Source organism: Sporosarcina newyorkensis (genome assembly GCF_900167515.1).
Taxonomy (GTDB): Bacteria; Bacillota; Bacilli; order Bacillales_A; family Planococcaceae; genus Sporosarcina; species Sporosarcina newyorkensis.
The window spans coordinates 139,646-157,311 of record NZ_FUYJ01000004.1; the positions used below are offsets into that span (position 1 = coordinate 139,646).

The window sequence follows — 17,666 nt, forward strand, 5'->3', positions numbered from 1 at the left end:
AACAGTTTCTCGGATAATGCAACCTTTTAAACATTTTACGAACAGGTACACTGGCAAATTACTGTAATAAATCGATAATCTGAAAGCCGCTCCATAATGGCTTGGCGCCTTCATCTAACAACTTATTCGGACCGGCGGATAAAGGCGAATCGATAGCACCCGGCACTGCGAAAATTTCTTTTCCGTGATCCAGCGCATGCTCCACTGTAATCATCGTTCCACTTCTCTCTACAGATTCTGTAATGACGATGGCACTCGACAGCCCGCTAATAATTCGATTGCGCATTGGAAATGTCCATTTAGCGGGTGGGATATACGGTGGATATTCCGTTACTAATAGATGATTCTCAGCCATCTCCTGCGCAATTCGTTCATTTTTCTTAGGGTACATATACGAAAATCCATGACCTAATACGCCAATTGTATCTCCGCCAAAATGCATAGCTGCTTGATGGGCCATAGTGTCCGCGCCCGCTGCCAAACCTGAGACGATCGGTATCTTTTGATCAACTAAAGGCGGTACAATGAAATCGAGCGCTTTCTTAGAATACACCGTCGCTTTTCGGGAACCAATAATTCCCACACGCAGCCGTTTTTTTAGCAAAGATTGATTTCCCTTAACATACAATACCGCCGGTGGATCACATAACTGCTTTAATTCTTCGGGATAATCCGGATGGAAATAAGGGATGGGGGTGCAATTGATTTGCTGTAATAAATCGATAAGAGGAAGCTTGGAAACTTCCATATATTGTTCTTTAAATCGTACAGCTTTCTCTTCTGAAAGGCCTAGAAGTTGTTTCAAATAATCACTTGAATACGCTTCCATTCCGTCTAAGAACGAATTTTCCTGCACTAATAACTGAAATTTATTATACGGTACGGGATGAATATAATGAAGGTTTATTAATTGTTTTTGTTGTTCAGTAAATTGCATCGATAGCTCCTTTAATCGACACTACAAGCAAAGCACGAAAAAAGGGTGCAGCATTATCGCTACACCCTCTAGTTTACTTCGTTTTACATTTTTCGTACAGACCTTTTTCTTTTAGAACTTTAATAAGCGTTTCGCCGATGACAGATGGCGTTTCTGCCACTTGTATATCCGCTGCTTCTAAAGCTTTGATCTTTTCTGCAGCTGTTCCTTTACCGCCCGAAATAATGGCGCCTGCGTGGCCCATACGCTTTCCTGGAGGTGCAGTCTGACCGCCGATGAATCCTACAACCGGCTTTGTCATATGCTCTTTAACCCAAGCAGCAGCTTCTTCTTCAGCTGTTCCGCCGATTTCACCGATCATAACGACTGCATACGTTTCAGGGTCTTCATTGAATTCCTTCAGTACATCGATGAAATTCGTACCGTTAACAGGGTCTCCGCCGATCCCAACAGCAGTTGTTTGGCCGATTCCTTCTTGTGTCAATTGGTGTACCGCTTCATAAGTCAGTGTACCAGAACGTGATACTACACCTACATGGCCTTTTGTATGAATATAGCCTGGCATAATACCGATCTTCGTTTCATCTGCCGTGATAACACCCGGGCAGTTTGGACCGATAAGACGAGTCTCTTTGCCTTCCATATAACGCTTCACTTTGATCATGTCGAGTACTGGGATATGCTCTGTAATACAGATCGTCATAGCCATTTCTGCATCGACCGCTTCCATGATCGCGTCTGCTGCATACGGCGCAGGTACGTAAATGATGGAAACAGTTGCGCCCGTAGCTTTCACAGCCTCTTCAACTGTATCGAAGACCGGTACTCCTTCAACTGTTTGGCCGCCTTTTCCAGGTGTTACGCCGCCGACGATTTTTGTACCATATTCCAACATTTGCTGCGTATGGAACAGGGCAGTGGAACCTGTAATTCCTTGTACAATTACTTTGGTGTCTTTATCTACATAAATACTCATGCTTTGTACCTGCCTTTCTTATCCTATCAACTCAACGATTTTTTTCGCGCCTTCAGCCATTGAATCCGCAGCTACAATATTAATACCGGACTCTTCAAGCAAAGCTTTCCCGCGTTCAACATTCGTTCCTTCTAGACGTACAACAAGTGGTACTTGAAGTTCTACTTCTTTCGCTGCTTCAATAACACCTTCAGCGATGACGTCACATTTCATGATTCCACCGAAAATATTGACGAAAATGCCTTTTACGTTCGGATCGGATAAAATGATTTTGAACGCACCAGCGACTTTTTCTTTCTTCGCGCCGCCCCCAACGTCAAGGAAGTTAGCGGGTTCGCCGCCATAATAGTGAATCGTATCCATTGTTGCCATTGCAAGACCCGCACCATTAACCATACAGCCGATATTCCCATCTAAAGAAATATAGCTTAAGTCCAGTTTAGATGCTTCGATTTCTTTTGGATCTTCTTCGTCAAAGTCACGCAATTCGACAATATCTTTATGGCGGAATGTTGCGTTATCGTCAAAATTGAATTTAGCATCCAAAGCCAGTACTCGCTGATCTTTTGTTACGACAAGTGGATTAATTTCGACAATTGATGCGTCTTTTTCACTGAATACTTTATATAGACCTAAAAATAGGCTGACTGCTTTATTGATCAGTCCGCTTGGAATTTCCATATTGAACGCCATTCGACGTGCTTGGAAAGGAGCCAATCCTACTACCGGATCAATGACTTCATAGAAGATTTTTTCAGGATTCTTCTCAGCCACATCTTCAATTTCCACGCCGCCTTCAGCAGATCCCATTAACGTAACGCGATCTGTTGCGCGGTCCACGACTAGACCGATATAAAATTCTTTTTCGATGTCGATTCCTTCTTCGACAAGAAGTCGTTTTACTTCTTGTCCTTCAGGACCTGTTTGGTGTGTAACAAGCTGTTTTCCGATTAATTCGGCTGCTACTGCACGGACTTCATCAGGAGTTTTGACGATTTTAACTCCGCCAGCTTTCCCACGTCCACCCGCATGGATTTGTGCTTTTACCACAATAGGCTCAGTTCCGATTTCTTTCGCTACAGTCATTGCTTCTTTTGGCGAAAATGCAACACGGCCCTTCGAAACAGCAACACCGTACTCTCTCAATAGCTGCTTCCCTTGGTATTCATGGATGTTCATAAGTACTGCCTCCATTCGATTTGCAATTACTTGAAGTTCAATTACTTTATTATTGTAAACAAACCGTCACATTTTGTCCAAGAATGACTATTGTGAAGTGAAAGTCTCTATTTTTCAACTATTCCTACTACCTTTTTCGCGGTCTAAACGATAAATATAGGCAAACACTTCCGATACCGCCTGATAAAGTTCTTCCGGAATCGTTTCATTGACATTTAATTGTCCGAGTAATTCTAGCAAACTGGGATCTTCCTGAACCGGAACATCGTGCTCTTTAGCTTTTTCAAGAATATTTTCCGCAATCATCCCTTTTCCTTTTGCAATGACCTTTGGCGCGTCTGATACTTCGGGGTCATAAGAAAGTGCAACCGCTTCTTTCCTTACATAGCGCTCTTCTTTCATATCCGATAATCCACTCCTCCTTCATCAGTATACAAGGAGCCAACTGGTTTTTTCACTGATTGTGGTGTTTCAGTAAATGGTTTAAATGATACACCTGAAAGTTTATAGCCCACTTGTTCCAAACCGTCTTTCAACATGGTTTGGAATGTCAATCCGGTCGTACGCAATGACTCTTGCTCATTAAAAATAGTGAGATTCACCACTTTATTCTGTACATGCATATCTACTAACGTCGTTGATAAAGCTTCTAATTCCAAATAAAATAAAATTCTCGCAAAAGCTGGATCAATCTGACCATTCTCTTTCATGCGGCCATTCCACTGCAGTGTGGCATCGATCTTTTTTCCGAATAATTCTAGCGGCACTTGCATGATCAACTGTTGCTGGACGCTCGTCTCCGCTGTCTGGATGATCGTTCCATTCATCCGCAAAACCATCGTTTCTGCAGCCTCACGCAACGGCGGAGACAGAGAGGGATCTTGCAGCAGAGTCAGTAGCTGGGGTTTTAATGTATTGGCCAGATTCGCTAAATTCGGTTCTTTTCCGTTCAGTAAAGCTTCATAATTGAAACCTAACGTACTTAATACACTTTGTATCGCTTCTTTCATAACTGGGCCGTTCATTGCTTGGGACACTTGCATTTCTGCTGTTTGGACCAGTTGTTTCAGTTGTGTGTTGCCGGATCTTTCCGCATTTTGGATAAGCATTCGTAATGTCTCATCCGCTTGATCAGGTGGGATCGATACGAGTGCCATCAAAGCTTGCTGTACATCTCGTGGTGCAACCGAATTAACAGACGACAACCCGCTGACTTGTTGCAAGAACGTTTGGCTGAATTGTTCAATGAAAGCCGCTTTGACACTGTCATTCATTACCGGCTGTTGCGAGATTTGATTGATGACGGTCTGTAAAGCAACTTTTGCTGATTCAGGAAGGATAGGATTTGTGTTGATTTGCTGAGCTAGATTTTGAATAATTGTTTTTGCTGTTTGTTGCTCAGCCGCTGGTGTTTGGCTCAACTTACTGAGTAATGCCTGCACAGCTTTTAATGTAGCCGCTTGGCTGTCCATATTGACTCTTTGGTCGGTTTGTGTGGCTGCGCTAGAGCTTGTTGACGGCGCTGTACCATCTACCTGGACCCGAACACTTCCGTTTACTTTGCCGGACGCTACAAGGCTTCCAGCAGCCTGATTTGTTGCAATCTGCGGTTGCTGCGGAGCTGGAGCCTTTGCGTCACTTGATTGTGTCATCAATTGGGCTACTGCTTGCGGCAGATTGGCGAGTGACGTCTGAGCAGGAAGGATGCCCGCCGTTTTCAATAATTGCAGAGCAGCAAAACGGTCTCCTTTACTCGTTTGAGGATTCAATAATTGTGTTATCGTCTGACCGAGTAACTCTTTGCCGACGGATTGGCTTGCAGGATTGGCTAACGCCTGCAATGCATTAAGTATTTGTTCACGTATAGCGGGTGCAAGATTCTGTTCAGTCTGTAACGCGCTTTGTAGTGAAGTAAGACTTTGAGTGATCGTGCCTGTCTGCGCTTGCATCAGCGATTGAAATACAGCAGGCGTGAAAGGAAGACGCATGTTGGCCATTTTTCCAAGGGTTGCGAGTGCCTGCTCTTTCATCCCGTCTGGCACATTTTTGAGTAAATTGGCAGCGTCCAATAAATTTTCTTTCGTCATCGGGAACTTTTGTTTGATAACTGCAGCAAGTAATTCTTTCATTTCTGCCGTCTTCGGTAAATTCAGCGACTCCGTCAGTTGTGCCAATTGCCCTGTTAGACCTTCCGATCCGCGCATAGGTCCCGCGATCACTTGCAACTGTATTTCCGGCTCTGTCCCATTAACTTTGAAATAATACGTATCGCCCGCTTGCATTGGCACTTCCAATTTTGCGTACAACTGCTGATTCCCTACCTGGACTTGCGCCATCTGCCCCGGAAATAATTGTTGCACTTTTCCATGGATCATCTGGCCTTCTCTTAAAGTCAGCGGTTGGGAATCTGCGGAAGCAACTTTGACGGACGAAATGGATAATGGATTCATATTCATTGGCGATTCCTCCACATCGTTTTGATTGGTTCGAATGATTTTCGATGTTGCGCAGTAAATCCATGCGTTTCCAGTCCTTGCAAGTGTTTTGCCGTTCCATAGCCAGCATTCTCATCAAAGCCGTACCAAGGAAACTGTTCATGTAACTCCGTCATTAGATCATCCCGCGTCGTTTTAGCCAAGATGGAAGCCGCTGCGATAGACAGACTCTTTTCGTCACCTTTAACGATGGAATACGCAGGACAGTCAAGCATCAAGTTCATAGCATCCGCAATAACCGTGTGCGGTTTTACAGATAGCTGATTGACTGCTGCTTCCATTGACTGCTTCGTTGCTTGGTAAATATTCAGTTCATCAATAACCGTTGCCGACTGTACGTGAATTGAGTATGCTACCGCCTGTTCTTTGATCAGCTGTGCAAATCGCTGCCTCTCGACTTTCGAAATTTTCTTCGAGTCATCTACACCTAGTAGAACAGAACTCTCTTCAGGCAGGATTACAGCTGCCGTGACGACCGGTCCGGCTAATGGACCCCTTCCAGCTTCATCAATTCCTGCAATAAGTGAAATTCTTGTCGTTTTATATGCATCATCAAATGCTTTCTTCTGTAAGAAGTCGTTGATCAATTGCTGTCTTTTCTCATATCGTTTTTTCCATTGTTTAATCGCGAGCTGCACACCTTTTCGTTCATCCGTTCGAAGTTCATCCAGCCACTCATTCGGTTCTTCTAAGTCTTGCAATTGGTTTTTTATTTGCTGAATCGTTGTCAATTTCTTCACCTGTCCATCCATATAAACTGAAATAAATAACTTACACTCAAAGTAAAGCGTAGAACCTGTTAATTTCCATTCCAGGCGGACGCTTTCCGCGGGGCGCGGGCAAGCCTCCTCGTCACTTCGCTCCTGCGGGGTCTCGCCATTCGCGCTATCTCCCGCAGGAAAAGCCGTAACGTAGAACGGTTTTTGCGAGCATAAGCGAAGCGTTGGGAGCACATCTTTGCCCTTCACCGCCTTCCACTCCAATCAACTCAGTGTCCATTTTTGAACAAACTCATGTAAAAACTTAAATTCAACATAAATAACAAAATTCTTATCTATGTATTATATCGGTTTAATAATCAATTTTTCGAATAAAAAAGCAACTGCCGGGAAATGACGTCCCAAACAGTTGCTCTAATTTGTTATGATTCTTCCGGAAAATCAAACGTTAGCTTACCCACTTGCTGATCACGTATATCTTGAACAATTAAATCTGCCACTTTATCGTAATCAATTTCTGCACCTGCGCTGTAAACTTTCCGCCGCTCTCCAATTTGATCGAAGATCGCTAAAATATCTTCGCCAATCGTAGTCAGTTGATAACGTGCTTCCAGTCGTTCCGGATAATGTTCCGATAAAAATCGAAGACCATAGACAGCCAGTTCTTCCATGTTCAGAACAGAATCTTTGATCGCGCCTGTCAATGCCAGCTTGAAACCAACTTCAGGGTCTTCAAATTTTGGCCAAAGCACACCTGGAGTATCTAATAACTCCAGCTCTTTGCCATATTTAATCCATTGCTGCGCTTTCGTCACACCTGGTTTATTTCCTGTTTTCGCAATGTTTTTCTTAGCTAATCGATTGATCAGTGTCGACTTCCCTACGTTTGGTATACCGACAATCATCGCACGTATGGCACCTGGACGGATTCCTCTTTGCTTCATTCGGTCAAATTTCGGCTGAAGGATTTCTTTTGCTGCCTTCGTGACAGTTTGCAGACCTTTGCCTTCAAATGAATTGATCGCCACTGTTCGAAAGCCACGCTCTTCAAAATAAGCAATCCAGCGCTTCGTCTGCACTTCATCTGCTAAATCCATTTTATTTAAAATCAGCAGCCGCGGCTTTTGCTGAATCACTTCGTCGATCATCGGATTACGTGAAGACAGCGGCAGTCTTGCATCTATTAATTCAAATACGATATCGACGAGTTTAAGCTTCTCAGATACTTCCCGTCTTGCTTTTGCCATATGGCCTGGAAACCATTGAATAGTCATTCGAATCGTCTCCTTTCTTTATTTCACAAAACCGAAATCTTTGATCGGCCAAAATATTACGCTAGTGCTGCCAATGATTTCATCTATCGCAACCGGACCGATATGTCTGGAATCTTTACTTTTTCGACGATTGTCTCCCATAACAAACACATGGTCTTCCGGCACAACACTCGCCTGGATTTGCGGTATGTCTTGCAGCGTGAAATCTTCAGTCAACGTGCCATCTTGAATTTCCGCTTTGTATTTATCAAGATACGGTTCTTCATAAGGTTTATCATTAATATAAAGAACGTCATCTTTGTATTCCACTGTATCTCCTGGTAACCCAATTACACGCTTAATATAGTCTTTTTGTTCAGGTGCATGAAATACGACGATATCAAAGCGGTGTGGTTCTCCAATGGTATAACCGATTTTATTGACGATCATTCGATCCCCATGCTCTAGTGTCGGCATCATGGAAATACCGTCGACGACGATCGGTGTGAATAAAAAGACTCGTATAATTGCAGCCAATCCAAATGCGATCAAGAGTGCTTTGATCCATTCCAGCCCTTCACTTTTCGTTTTTTTCTCTTCCATCAATCTAGCCTCCTGCCCTTGTCTGCTATTATTGTAACGCCTAATTACTTTATGCGCAAAAAGAAAGGAGGCCAAATGCAAGGCCTCCTTCGTTTTGCGCTTATCTGATTAGCGGAGTTCTTTAATACGTGCTGCTTTACCACGTAGACTACGTAGGTAGTACAACTTAGCACGACGAACTTTACCGCGACGAGTTACTTCGATCTTAGCAAGTTTTGGTGTGTGTACAGGGAATGTACGCTCCACTCCAACACCGTTTGAAATTTTACGGACAGTGAATGTTTCACTGATTCCACCACCGCGGCGTTTGATTACAACACCTTCGAATAACTGGATACGCTCACGAGTACCCTCAATGATCTTTACGTGTAAACGTAGTGTATCTCCAGGACGGAAATCAGGGTGTTCAGTACGTAACTGATCTTTTGTAATGTCTGCAATTAGTTTTTGCATGATTTTCTCTCCTTCTTTTCTGAAGTTCTTGCACGCCTTACATTTGCAGCGGAACGTCAGTAAATAGGCACTTTTTTAAAAAGCGCTTCACAAATCATATCATAAGCTTTCTGTTCAATCAAGCAATTTCAGTCTATTTTTCGTTTCCATTGCTGATAAAGTTTTTGCTGATGTTCGGTCAGCGGGGCTTCTTCCAACAACTCCGGACGCCGCTCTGCTGTACGCTGAAATGCTTGCTCTTCCCGCCACTTATCGATTTCGGCATGATTCCCTGATAACAGTACAGCCGGCACGTCGAGGCCGTTGAAAGAGGCAGGGCGTGTATACTGTGGATGTTCCAGCATGCCAGTGGAGAAGGAGTCGTGGACAGCCGATTGATCATTGCCGAGCACATCAGGTAATAAGCGAACCACGCTGTCGATCATCGCCATTGAAGCCACTTCTCCTCCGGTCAAGACGAAGTCGCCAAGGGAAAGTTCATCGGTCACCAAATGCTCACGGATCCGTTCATCATATCCTTCATAGTGGCCGCAGATGAAAATCAAATGCTGCTCCTGTGCGAGTTCTTCCGCTTTCTTCTGTGTGAAGCGCTCTCCTTGAGGACACATCAAAATTACACGCGGCTTACTTTCACTGGTGCTTGTCAATGATTCGACGGCGGCAAACAGCGGTTCCGGCTTCAATACCATCCCTGCACCACCGCCATACGGATAGTCATCCACTTTTCTATGTTTATTCGTTGAGTAGTCACGAAAGTCTGTGACGCGAAAAGATGCGGCTTGTTGATCCTGCGCCTTTTTCATGATCGATGAATGAAGGACGCCTTCGAACATTTCAGGGAACAGCGACAGTACATCGATTTGCATCATGAGAGCAGACCTTCCATCAATTCAATGGTGATAACCTGTTCTTCAATGTCGATGTCTTTTACAACGTCTTCTATATAGGGGATGTAATGTGGTTTTCCTTCTGTCGGTGTAACTGTCCAGACGTCATTGGCACCCGTCTCGATAATTTCAGTGACTTTTCCGATGTCTTCCCCTGTTTCAGTGATGACACGGCAGCCGATGATTTCATGGTAGTAAAATTCATTCTCTTCCAGCTCGGTCAGTTCTTTCTCCGATACTTTGACGATGCCGTCACGCAGTTTTTCCACGTCATTGATCGTCGGGTAGCCTTCAAATGTTAGAAGGTTGAAGTTTTTGTGTTTGCGATGACTTGCTACCTTAACATAAATCGGTGTCTTGCTCTTCGGCATGAAGATCGCAAGTTCGCTCCCGACAGCATAACGCTCGTCCGGGAAATCCGTTGTAGACATGACACGAACTTCGCCTTTGATACCGTGCGTATTAACAATCTTCCCTACATTAAACCATTCCATTATTTCGCCTCCGTTAAAATATATTTAAGAATAAAATCAAATAAACTAGATTGAATAGGTTGAAAGGACAGTTAGCGAGTACTCCGGGATTTACGCTTCAGACGGAGGCGCTTTCCGGAGGGCGTGGCTTGAGCCGCTTCCTTCGCTTCGCTCAGTCCAGGGTCTCAAGACTCACGCTGATCCTCCCGGAGTCGCCCCCGTCTTCCGCTCCAATCCTGACTATGAGTGTGGTAGCAAATAGCAAGACCACTGTAGTTGTTTTAAAATCTGAGAAGAGATTTCATATTCAGGTCGCAAAACTGGCATCTTTCGTTGACTAAGTTTAAAGGCTTTAAGGTGATTTCAACTGCAAAAAGCCCACGAACAAAGCTGGTTATCATCTGTCTTTGAACGTTGATCATTATTGCGAGGAAATAACACTCTGTCACTTAAAAAGTACAATGGATTAGCCATTATACTATCCGTCACAAAGTAGGGATTGAAGCGGCGGGTGGCGACTCCTGTGGGATTAGCGTGACAGGTGAGACCCCGCAGGAGCGCAGCGACGAGGAGGCTCACCGCACGCCCCACGGAAAGCGTCCACCCAGAGCGCAAATCCCCAGACCACAAGCCAAAGTCTTCTTCACTAATTTTCTTTATACGAAACACATTTATACGTGCAAAAAAGGAAGGAACCGGGGCTCCTTCCTTTTGGATCAATCCAAAATATCTAAATACACTTTTTTGCCGTGGTGGCTGCCTGCTGCTGAATAAACAATCGTACGGATCGCTTTTGCCACACGACCTTGCTTTCCGATCACTTTTCCCATATCCTCCGCATTCACTGATAACTGATAAACAACACGTTGTGACTGTTCATCTGCTACCACCTTCACGTCATCCGGGTAATCGACTAACGGCTTTACAATTGTTTCAATCAGCTGCTTCATGTCCACCCCTCCAAATTACTTGCTGTATTTAGCGTTATGGAATTTTTCCATGATGCCTTGTTCTGAGAACAAGTTACGCACAGTATCAGATGGCTTTGCGCCATCTTGAAGCCATTTCAAAGCCAATTCTTCATTGATATTGACTGTTGCTGGCTTAGTAAGTGGATTGTATGTACCCACTGTTTCGATTTGACGGCCGTCACGTGGTGCACGTGCATCAGCTACTACAATACGATAAAAAGGAGATTTCTTAGCTCCCATACGTTTTAGACGAATTTTAACTGCCATTTTATCTACACCTCCGAATAGTTTCACACAAGATAGTATATTATCAAGGTTTCGTTTGTTTGTAAAGTGTTTTTTCTTAACACCTGTTATATTATTTGAAAAACGAATCAAAACCAGGCATTTTGCCCTTCTTTTTACCCTTTTGTTGCATATTGGTCATCTGCTTGACCATTTTCTTCATTTCTTCAAATTGCTTCAGTAAGCGATTGACTTCTTGAATCGACGTACCGGATCCGACTGCGATTCGTTTCTTTCGGCTCGCATTGATGATATCCGGACTTTCGCGTTCAGCAAGCGTCATCGAATAAATGACGGCTTCCACACGCCCCATTTGGCCCTCATCTACTTTTGCGTTGTCGAGCCCTTTGATTTTATTGGCACCAGGCATCATTTTCAAAATTTCATCGAGCGGCCCCATTTTTTTCACTTGCTGTAGCTGATCAAGGAAATCATCCAGCGTAAAGCTTTGTGTGCGAAGTTTTTGTTCCAGCTCTTTTGCCTTCTCTTCGTCCACATTTTCTTGTGCTTTCTCGATTAACGACATGACGTCGCCCATGCCGAGTATCCTTGAAGCCATACGCTCTGGGTGGAATGATTCGAGCGCATCCATTTTCTCGCCCATACCGACAAATTTGATCGGCTTTTCGGTAACGGTACGAATGGATAAAGCCGCCCCGCCTCGTGTATCGCCATCTAGTTTTGTTAGGACGACACCCGTGATGCCGATCATTTCGTCGAAGCTTTTCGCTACGTTGACCGCATCTTGACCTGTCATTGCATCGACAACTAAGAATACTTCATCCGGTTTCGTCAATTCACGAATGTCTTTTAGTTCTTGCATCAACGCTTCATCCACATGTAAGCGGCCGGCTGTATCGATGATGACGACATCATTATGCTCTTTTTCCGCTTCTTCCATCGCCCGGCGAGCAATTTCAACAGGGGACTGATCCGTCCCCATAGAAAACACAGGAACCGAAATTTGCTTTCCTAACGTTTCAAGTTGTTGGATCGCCGCTGGACGATAGATATCCGCTGCAACCAGCAATGGATTTTTATTGTGTTTCTTGCGTAGTACGGTTGCCAATTTCCCTGTCGTCGTTGTTTTACCCGCACCCTGTAATCCGACCATCATAATGACCGTTGGTGATTTCCGGGCAAACTGAATTGGATTTTGTTCTCCACCCATCAAGTTCGTCAATTCATCTTTAACGATCTTTACAACTTGCTGTCCAGGCGTCAAGCTCTTCATGACATCCTGACCGACTGCGCGTTCGCTGACCGTTTTGACAAAACTTTTTACGACTTTCAAGTTAACGTCCGCTTCAATCAATGCAAAACGTACTTCACGCATCATTTCTTTGACATCAGCTTCATTGATTTTCCCTTTGCCTGTAATCTTATTCAGCGTTCCTTGCAGGCGTTCGGCTAAACCTTCAAATGCCATAGACAATCCCCCCTAATCAAAATCTTTCAAGGTATGTAATAGCTCAAGAACTTTGGTGGAAGAGGAATCGTCTGCCGGGATAATTTGCTGTAATTGCTCAACGACTTCAAGACGCCTCTCATGCTTCTCGAATAGATTGAGCTTTTCCTCATAATCTTCCAGCATAGCTTCCGTTCTTCTCACATTATCATACACCGCTTGTCTCGACACGCCATATTGTTCAGCGATTTCACCGAGAGAAAGATCATCCAAATAATATAATTGCATATATGATCGCTGTTTATCCGTTAATAATGATTGATAAAAATCAAAGAGGAAGTTCACTCTTGTCGTTTTTTCAAGCATGACGCCAACCCCTTTTCCTCACCTTTTCATACTAGCGTTCACACGCATGTCTGTCAAGTATATTTACTTGTCTTCTTCGTTTTCCGCCTCTTCTTCATCGCGATCTTCCATTTCCAGACCATCTGCAAATAAACCATACACATATTTTTCCGGATCGAACGGTTGTAAGTCTTCAATACCTTCCCCAAGACCAACAAATTTCACAGGAATATCCAGCTTGCTGCGGATTGCCAGGACGATACCGCCTTTCGCTGTCCCATCAAGTTTCGTCAATACGATGCCAGTCACTTTTGTTGCTTCATTGAATGTTTGAGCTTGAATTAAAGCATTTTGTCCAGTCGTTGCATCGAGTGCCAACAACACTTCATGAGGCGCGCCTTCGATTTCGCGGCCAATGACACGATGCACTTTTTCAAGCTCATTCATCAAGTTCACTTTGTTTTGCAAACGACCTGCAGTATCACAAATTAAGACATCAACATTTCGTTTTTTGGCAGATTTAACTGCATCATATATAACAGCAGCCGGGTCGGAGCCTTCTGCCTGACGTACGACTTCAACTCCTGTCCGTTCTCCCCAAACAACGAGCTGATCGATTGCGCCTGCACGGAATGTATCGCCTGCAGCGAGCATGACGGTTTTCCCTTCCTTTTGCAAACGGGCTGCCATTTTACCAATTGTGGTCGTTTTCCCTACACCATTAACACCGACCATTAAAATGACATTTAAACGGCCTTCTTCGATATTCAATTCATTAGACATTTCTTCACCCGCATTATAAATCTCCACGAGCTTTTCAGAAATCAATGATTGCATGCCGGTTGTATCTTTTATATTTTTGCGTTTCACTTCATCCTTCAATAAATCAATCAATTCCATAACTGTTTCAAAGCCCACGTCTGCTTGCAAGAGCACTTCTTCCAATTCTTCAAAGAACTCCTCATCCACCACACGGAAACGTGAGACTAGGTCATTGACTTTCGACGTGAATGAATCGCGTGTTTTGGTCAAACCATCTTTAAACTTCTCTGTAACGGCTTCATTGGTACCTGTAATTTTTTCTTTCAGCTTCTTGAAAAAAGACAATTAACCCCACTCCTTAGCTACTGATTTCTTCTGCCACTTCTGAAAGTTTGACAGATAACAGTTTGGATACACCAGATTCTTGCATAGTGACGCCATACAGCACATCCGCACCTTCCATCGTTCCTTTCCGATGTGTAATGACGATAAACTGTGTCTGTTCTGAAACCTTCTTCAAGTAATTACTATATCTCACCACGTTCGCTTCATCCAGCGCGGCTTCCACTTCATCCAAAATACAAAATGGTACCGGGCGGACTTCCAAAATGGAGAATAACAGTGAAATGACGGTTAATGCACGCTCTCCGCCCGAAAGAAGACTTAGATTTTGCAGTTTCTTACCTGGCGGACGTGCGACAATATCGATTCCTGTTGTCAGCAAATTAGATGGATCCGTCAGAATTAAATCCGCTTCACCGCCGCCGAACATATCTTGAAACACTCGATGGAAATGACTTCGAATGGCTTCGAACGTTGTCTGGAAGCGACTCTTCATCTCTTGATCCATTTCAGACATCGCTTCTTGCAACGTATTTCTTGCCTCGACTAAATCATTACGCTGTGCACTTAAAAACTGATGACGTTCTGAAACTTCTTCAAACTCTTGAATCGCGTTCGGATTGACTGGACCGAGATCCGCAAGTTGCTGCTTATAGGAATCCACTGCTGTCCTAAGCTGCGGGATATCCGTTTCATCTGTTAAATAAGCAGTATCTGGCAGTAAACCATATTCTTCATCCAAACGATTCGTCACTGTCTCATACTTTGTCTCGAGCCTCGACAACTGGATTTTCACCATATTCAATCGGTCATTGATCGTATGAACCTGCTGTCGAAGCATCTTAAGCTGAGATTCATGTTGATTGACGAGTTCTGTTTGCTGAAGCCTCTTCGCTCTCTCCACTTCAATCGTTTCTTCCAACTGCAATTTTGCGGTGTTCGACTGTTTCATATTTGCTTCAATTTCTTCAGGTGAAAGTTCCGTACCGACTAGACGCTCTTGGATATATCGTTGTTCTTCCCGCAGGCGTAAGATCGTCTGATCCAACTCAACCATCATATCACGCGCTTCTTGAATCGTACTGGATTGATAGGTACTTTGTTCTTTCAAGACTGCGCTCTTTTGCTGCAGCTCATGTAATTTCTGTCGTAATGCCTCTTGCTCTTCTCTGCGATTTTCTACCAGACGCTCTAAACTTTCCAATTTGGCTGTAATTTCATTCAGCTCATGTTGGATTGCAGAATGCTGTGCAGAGAGCCTTTCCTTTTTGCCCGTTAATTCTTTTTCGGCAGATACGGTATCATTCCTGCCCATTTCAATGGTCGATATCTCCATTTTGACAGAACGGATCTCCATCTCCGTTTCCTGCAATGAAGTATGCGCAATGGCTTTCTGCCGTTGCAGTTCTTCCATTGTTTTCTGCAATTGATCACGACGCTGTAGGCCCACGCCAACTTGCTCTCGTGTCCGCGACATTTTATGATTTGCTTGCCGAATCGATTCATCCATTTGTTGCAACTGTTCGGAGATTGTTTCCAATTCCGCTTTCCGTGAGAACAAGGTAGACTGCCCTTTCGCACCGCCGCCTGTCAGAGAACCTCCTGCGTTGACGACATCCCCATCCAGCGTGACAATACGAAATCGATAGCCAATGGCCTTGGCGATTGCCGTTGCTTCTTTTAAGTCATTCGCCACAATCGTTTGCCCCAATAGGTTTTTGGCAATTGATTCATATTTCGCAGCTGTCTGAGTCAATTCAAATGCTGTACCGATAAAACCTGGCTGACGGCTTAAGAGCTGTCTGCTGTTCATCGGCAACTCACGCGGTTTTATAATGTCCAACGGAAGGAATGTCGCTCGACCTAAGTTTTTCGATTTCAAATAGCCGATCGCTTTCCTTGCATCGCGCTCCGTTGCCGCAATGATATGCTGCATCGCACCGCCAAGGGCTGTTTCAATCGCCTTTGCGTAAGCGGGTTCAGTCGAGATCAACTCCACTACCGCCCCTTCAATTCCTTGAATACGTTGCTGACTTTTCGCGTGCAGCACTTCTTTCACACCTGAATAAAATCCCGAAAGATCTTTTTCCAAACTTTCAAGAGCCCGCATTCTTCCTTGCATTTCCGACTGTTTACGCACGGCTTGCTGCAAAAACTGCTGTTGCGTAGTTAGAAGTTCTTCTGATTCTTTCAACTGCAATAGACATTTTTCAACCGACTGTTCCGTCTCATTAATCTGCTGTTGAATACTCTCTTTTTGCCGGTTCTTTTCGTGTTGTTCTTTGATTAATACTTGCATGCGTTCTGAGAGTAGGGCAGTTTGGACAGTGATTTTTTCAGTTGAGGATTTTTCTCCTTGCAATCGCTCTTCCACATGCTTCACTTCATTGCGTAAAGTCGCTTCTTCATTCAGTTTTTCAATATAAACGGACTTCAAATCGTCGATCTGTTGTTCCGTTTCCTTGAGCGAACTATTCAGCATGCCAGTCACTTGATTGATATCCTTAGACGCGTGGGATAACTCTTTTTTTAATAATTGTTGTTTTGATTGCATTGCCTGTAATTTTTCTTCAGTAAGCTGTTTGTTTTTTTCTGCTGATTGCAACTCTGACTGAATTCGATCGAGTTGCTGTTTTGTATTCCGATTCTTTTCAAGGGAAAGCAACCGTCTGCCTTCCCATTTTTCCGCCTCAGACGTTTTATTTATTAACTCGTTTTGCAAACTTTCAAGCGTGGACTCTAGTTTCTGCAAGCTTTTCTTATCGTGTTCCAGCTCTTTCTCTCGTTCAGTCAATTGGCCATTCAATTTCATTTGTTCATCTGCATCGGCTTTCATCGCTGTTGACTTTTCAAGAATTTGTTGCCGAAGTGTCCAGGCATCATAGTTTAATAAACGAACATCCGCCTCTCGAAGTTCAGCCAGAAAATGCTCTGCTTGACGTGCAGCCGTCGCTTCTTTTTCCAAAGGACCAAGACGATCATCGATTTCTTTCAGAATATCTAAGATTCGATCTAAGTTATCTGTGGTCTCAAAAAGTTTATGTTCTGCTTGCAGCTTACGTGTCTTATATTTCAATACGCCTGCCGCTTCATCAAAGACATTTCTGCGTTCATCTGCACGGCTATTCAGGATTTCATCGACTCTGCCTTGAGAGATGATAGAAAATGCTTCTTTTCCCAAACCTGAATCCATGAACATGGACGTAATATCTTTTAGTCGGCAGGCTTGTCCGTTGATCAAATAAGCACTTTCTCCTGAACGAAAAACACGGCGGGTGACACTGATTTCTGTATAGTCGAGCGGAAACAGATTTTGGCTATTATCTAAAATTAACGTGACTTCCGCAAAATTGACGCCTCTTCTAGAATCGCTTCCTGCAAAAATGACGTCCTCCATTTTACTGCCACGCAAAGATTTCACTGACTGTTCGCCAAGCACCCATCGAATGGCATCAATAATATTACTTTTCCCACTGCCGTTTGGGCCGACAATGGCTGTGACTCCAGGAACAAAGTCAATATGGATCTTCTCTGCAAAAGACTTGAATCCTGTAATCTCTAATTTCTTCAAAAACACG

General features: G+C 43.9%; 17 protein-coding genes. All 17 read right to left on the bottom strand.

The window, feature by feature from the left end:
• Positions 1-58: 58 nt before the first annotated feature.
• Complete coding sequence (gene dprA, locus B5D59_RS09625; protein WP_078817759.1) at positions 59-937, bottom strand: DNA-processing protein DprA; 879 nt, start codon at positions 935-937, stop codon at positions 59-61.
• Positions 938-1,010: 73 nt separating this feature from the next.
• On the bottom strand, positions 1,011-1,913 hold the full coding sequence (gene sucD, locus B5D59_RS09630; protein ID WP_078817760.1) for a succinate--CoA ligase subunit alpha: 903 nt from the start codon (positions 1,911-1,913) through the stop codon (positions 1,011-1,013).
• An 18-nt stretch (positions 1,914-1,931) separates the two neighbouring features.
• A complete protein-coding gene (sucC, locus tag B5D59_RS09635) occupies positions 1,932-3,092 on the bottom strand; it encodes an ADP-forming succinate--CoA ligase subunit beta (protein WP_078817761.1) in 1,161 nt (386 codons plus the stop codon).
• Positions 3,093-3,206: 114 nt separating this feature from the next.
• Complete coding sequence (locus tag B5D59_RS09640; protein WP_078817762.1) at positions 3,207-3,494, bottom strand: EscU/YscU/HrcU family type III secretion system export apparatus switch protein; 288 nt, start codon at positions 3,492-3,494, stop codon at positions 3,207-3,209.
• On the bottom strand, positions 3,491-5,548 hold the full coding sequence (locus B5D59_RS09645) for a hypothetical protein (RefSeq protein ID WP_078817763.1): 2,058 nt from the start codon (positions 5,546-5,548) through the stop codon (positions 3,491-3,493). Before B5D59_RS09645 ends, B5D59_RS09640 begins: the two co-directional genes overlap by 4 nt.
• Positions 5,545-6,555 carry a ribonuclease HII gene (locus B5D59_RS09650; RefSeq protein WP_342746527.1) on the bottom strand — a complete coding sequence of 337 codons (1,011 nt, stop codon included), beginning with the start codon at positions 6,553-6,555 and terminating at the stop codon, positions 5,545-5,547. Before B5D59_RS09650 ends, B5D59_RS09645 begins: the two co-directional genes overlap by 4 nt.
• A 173-nt stretch (positions 6,556-6,728) precedes the next feature.
• Entirely contained in the window at positions 6,729-7,580 is an 852-nt protein-coding gene (gene ylqF, locus B5D59_RS09655; protein ID WP_078817764.1) for a ribosome biogenesis GTPase YlqF, read from the bottom strand.
• Positions 7,581-7,598: 18 nt separating this feature from the next.
• Positions 7,599-8,165: a signal peptidase I gene (gene lepB / locus B5D59_RS09660; RefSeq protein ID WP_425441341.1), complete on the bottom strand. Its 567-nt coding sequence runs from the start codon at positions 8,163-8,165 to the stop codon at positions 7,599-7,601.
• 105 nt (positions 8,166-8,270) lie between these two features.
• A complete protein-coding gene (gene rplS, locus B5D59_RS09665; RefSeq protein ID WP_040758253.1) occupies positions 8,271-8,615 on the bottom strand; it encodes a 50S ribosomal protein L19 in 345 nt (114 codons plus the stop codon).
• A gap of 128 nt (positions 8,616-8,743) precedes the next feature.
• Positions 8,744-9,481, bottom strand: a complete 738-nt coding sequence (gene trmD, locus B5D59_RS09670) for a tRNA (guanosine(37)-N1)-methyltransferase TrmD (RefSeq protein ID WP_078817866.1) — start codon at positions 9,479-9,481, stop codon at positions 8,744-8,746.
• Complete coding sequence (rimM, locus tag B5D59_RS09675) at positions 9,481-9,996, bottom strand: ribosome maturation factor RimM (protein ID WP_078817766.1); 516 nt, start codon at positions 9,994-9,996, stop codon at positions 9,481-9,483. Before rimM ends, trmD begins: the two co-directional genes overlap by 1 nt.
• 695 nt (positions 9,997-10,691) lie before the next feature.
• Positions 10,692-10,925, bottom strand: coding sequence for a KH domain-containing protein (locus B5D59_RS09680; RefSeq protein ID WP_009765535.1), 234 nt, complete (start codon positions 10,923-10,925; stop codon positions 10,692-10,694).
• Between the two features lie 15 nt (positions 10,926-10,940).
• Positions 10,941-11,213, bottom strand: coding sequence for a 30S ribosomal protein S16 (gene rpsP / locus B5D59_RS09685; RefSeq protein WP_040758254.1), 273 nt, complete (start codon positions 11,211-11,213; stop codon positions 10,941-10,943).
• A 91-nt stretch (positions 11,214-11,304) separates the two neighbouring features.
• Positions 11,305-12,660 carry a signal recognition particle protein gene (gene ffh / locus B5D59_RS09690; RefSeq protein ID WP_078817767.1) on the bottom strand — a complete coding sequence of 452 codons (1,356 nt, stop codon included), beginning with the start codon at positions 12,658-12,660 and terminating at the stop codon, positions 11,305-11,307.
• Positions 12,661-12,672: 12 nt separating this feature from the next.
• Complete coding sequence (locus tag B5D59_RS09695) at positions 12,673-13,005, bottom strand: putative DNA-binding protein (protein ID WP_078817768.1); 333 nt, start codon at positions 13,003-13,005, stop codon at positions 12,673-12,675.
• A 63-nt stretch (positions 13,006-13,068) separates the two neighbouring features.
• The gene (gene ftsY / locus B5D59_RS09700; RefSeq protein ID WP_078817769.1) at positions 13,069-14,091 is read right to left on the bottom strand and encodes a signal recognition particle-docking protein FtsY; all 1,023 of its coding nucleotides are present in this window, start codon (positions 14,089-14,091) and stop codon (positions 13,069-13,071) included.
• Positions 14,092-14,104: 13 nt separating this feature from the next.
• Positions 14,105-17,665 (bottom strand): chromosome segregation protein SMC, encoded by a 3,561-nt coding sequence (gene smc, locus B5D59_RS09705; protein WP_176132547.1) that lies wholly within the window; start codon positions 17,663-17,665, stop codon positions 14,105-14,107.
• Position 17,666 lies beyond the last annotated feature (1 nt).

Bases quoted from the DNA above. Each gene is read 5' to 3' on its own strand.
- dprA (WP_078817759.1), bottom strand. From the start codon at position 937: ATGCAATTTACTGAACAACAAAAACAATTAATAAACCTTCATTATATT.
- sucD (WP_078817760.1), bottom strand. From the start codon at position 1,913: ATGAGTATTTATGTAGATAAAGACACCAAAGTAATTGTACAAGGAATT.
- sucC (WP_078817761.1), bottom strand. From the start codon at position 3,092: ATGAACATCCATGAATACCAAGGGAAGCAGCTATTGAGAGAGTACGGT.
- B5D59_RS09640 (WP_078817762.1), bottom strand. From the start codon at position 3,494: ATGAAAGAAGAGCGCTATGTAAGGAAAGAAGCGGTTGCACTTTCTTAT.
- B5D59_RS09645 (WP_078817763.1), bottom strand. From the start codon at position 5,548: ATGAATATGAATCCATTATCCATTTCGTCCGTCAAAGTTGCTTCCGCA.
- ylqF (WP_078817764.1), bottom strand. From the start codon at position 7,580: ATGACTATTCAATGGTTTCCAGGCCATATGGCAAAAGCAAGACGGGAA.
- rplS (WP_040758253.1), bottom strand. From the start codon at position 8,615: ATGCAAAAACTAATTGCAGACATTACAAAAGATCAGTTACGTACTGAA.
- trmD (WP_078817866.1), bottom strand. From the start codon at position 9,481: ATGCAAATCGATGTACTGTCGCTGTTCCCTGAAATGTTCGAAGGCGTC.
- rimM (WP_078817766.1), bottom strand. From the start codon at position 9,996: ATGGAATGGTTTAATGTAGGGAAGATTGTTAATACGCACGGTATCAAA.
- B5D59_RS09680 (WP_009765535.1), bottom strand. From the start codon at position 10,925: ATGAAGCAGCTGATTGAAACAATTGTAAAGCCGTTAGTCGATTACCCG.
- rpsP (WP_040758254.1), bottom strand. From the start codon at position 11,213: ATGGCAGTTAAAATTCGTCTAAAACGTATGGGAGCTAAGAAATCTCCT.
- ffh (WP_078817767.1), bottom strand. From the start codon at position 12,660: ATGGCATTTGAAGGTTTAGCCGAACGCCTGCAAGGAACGCTGAATAAG.
- B5D59_RS09695 (WP_078817768.1), bottom strand. From the start codon at position 13,005: ATGCTTGAAAAAACGACAAGAGTGAACTTCCTCTTTGATTTTTATCAA.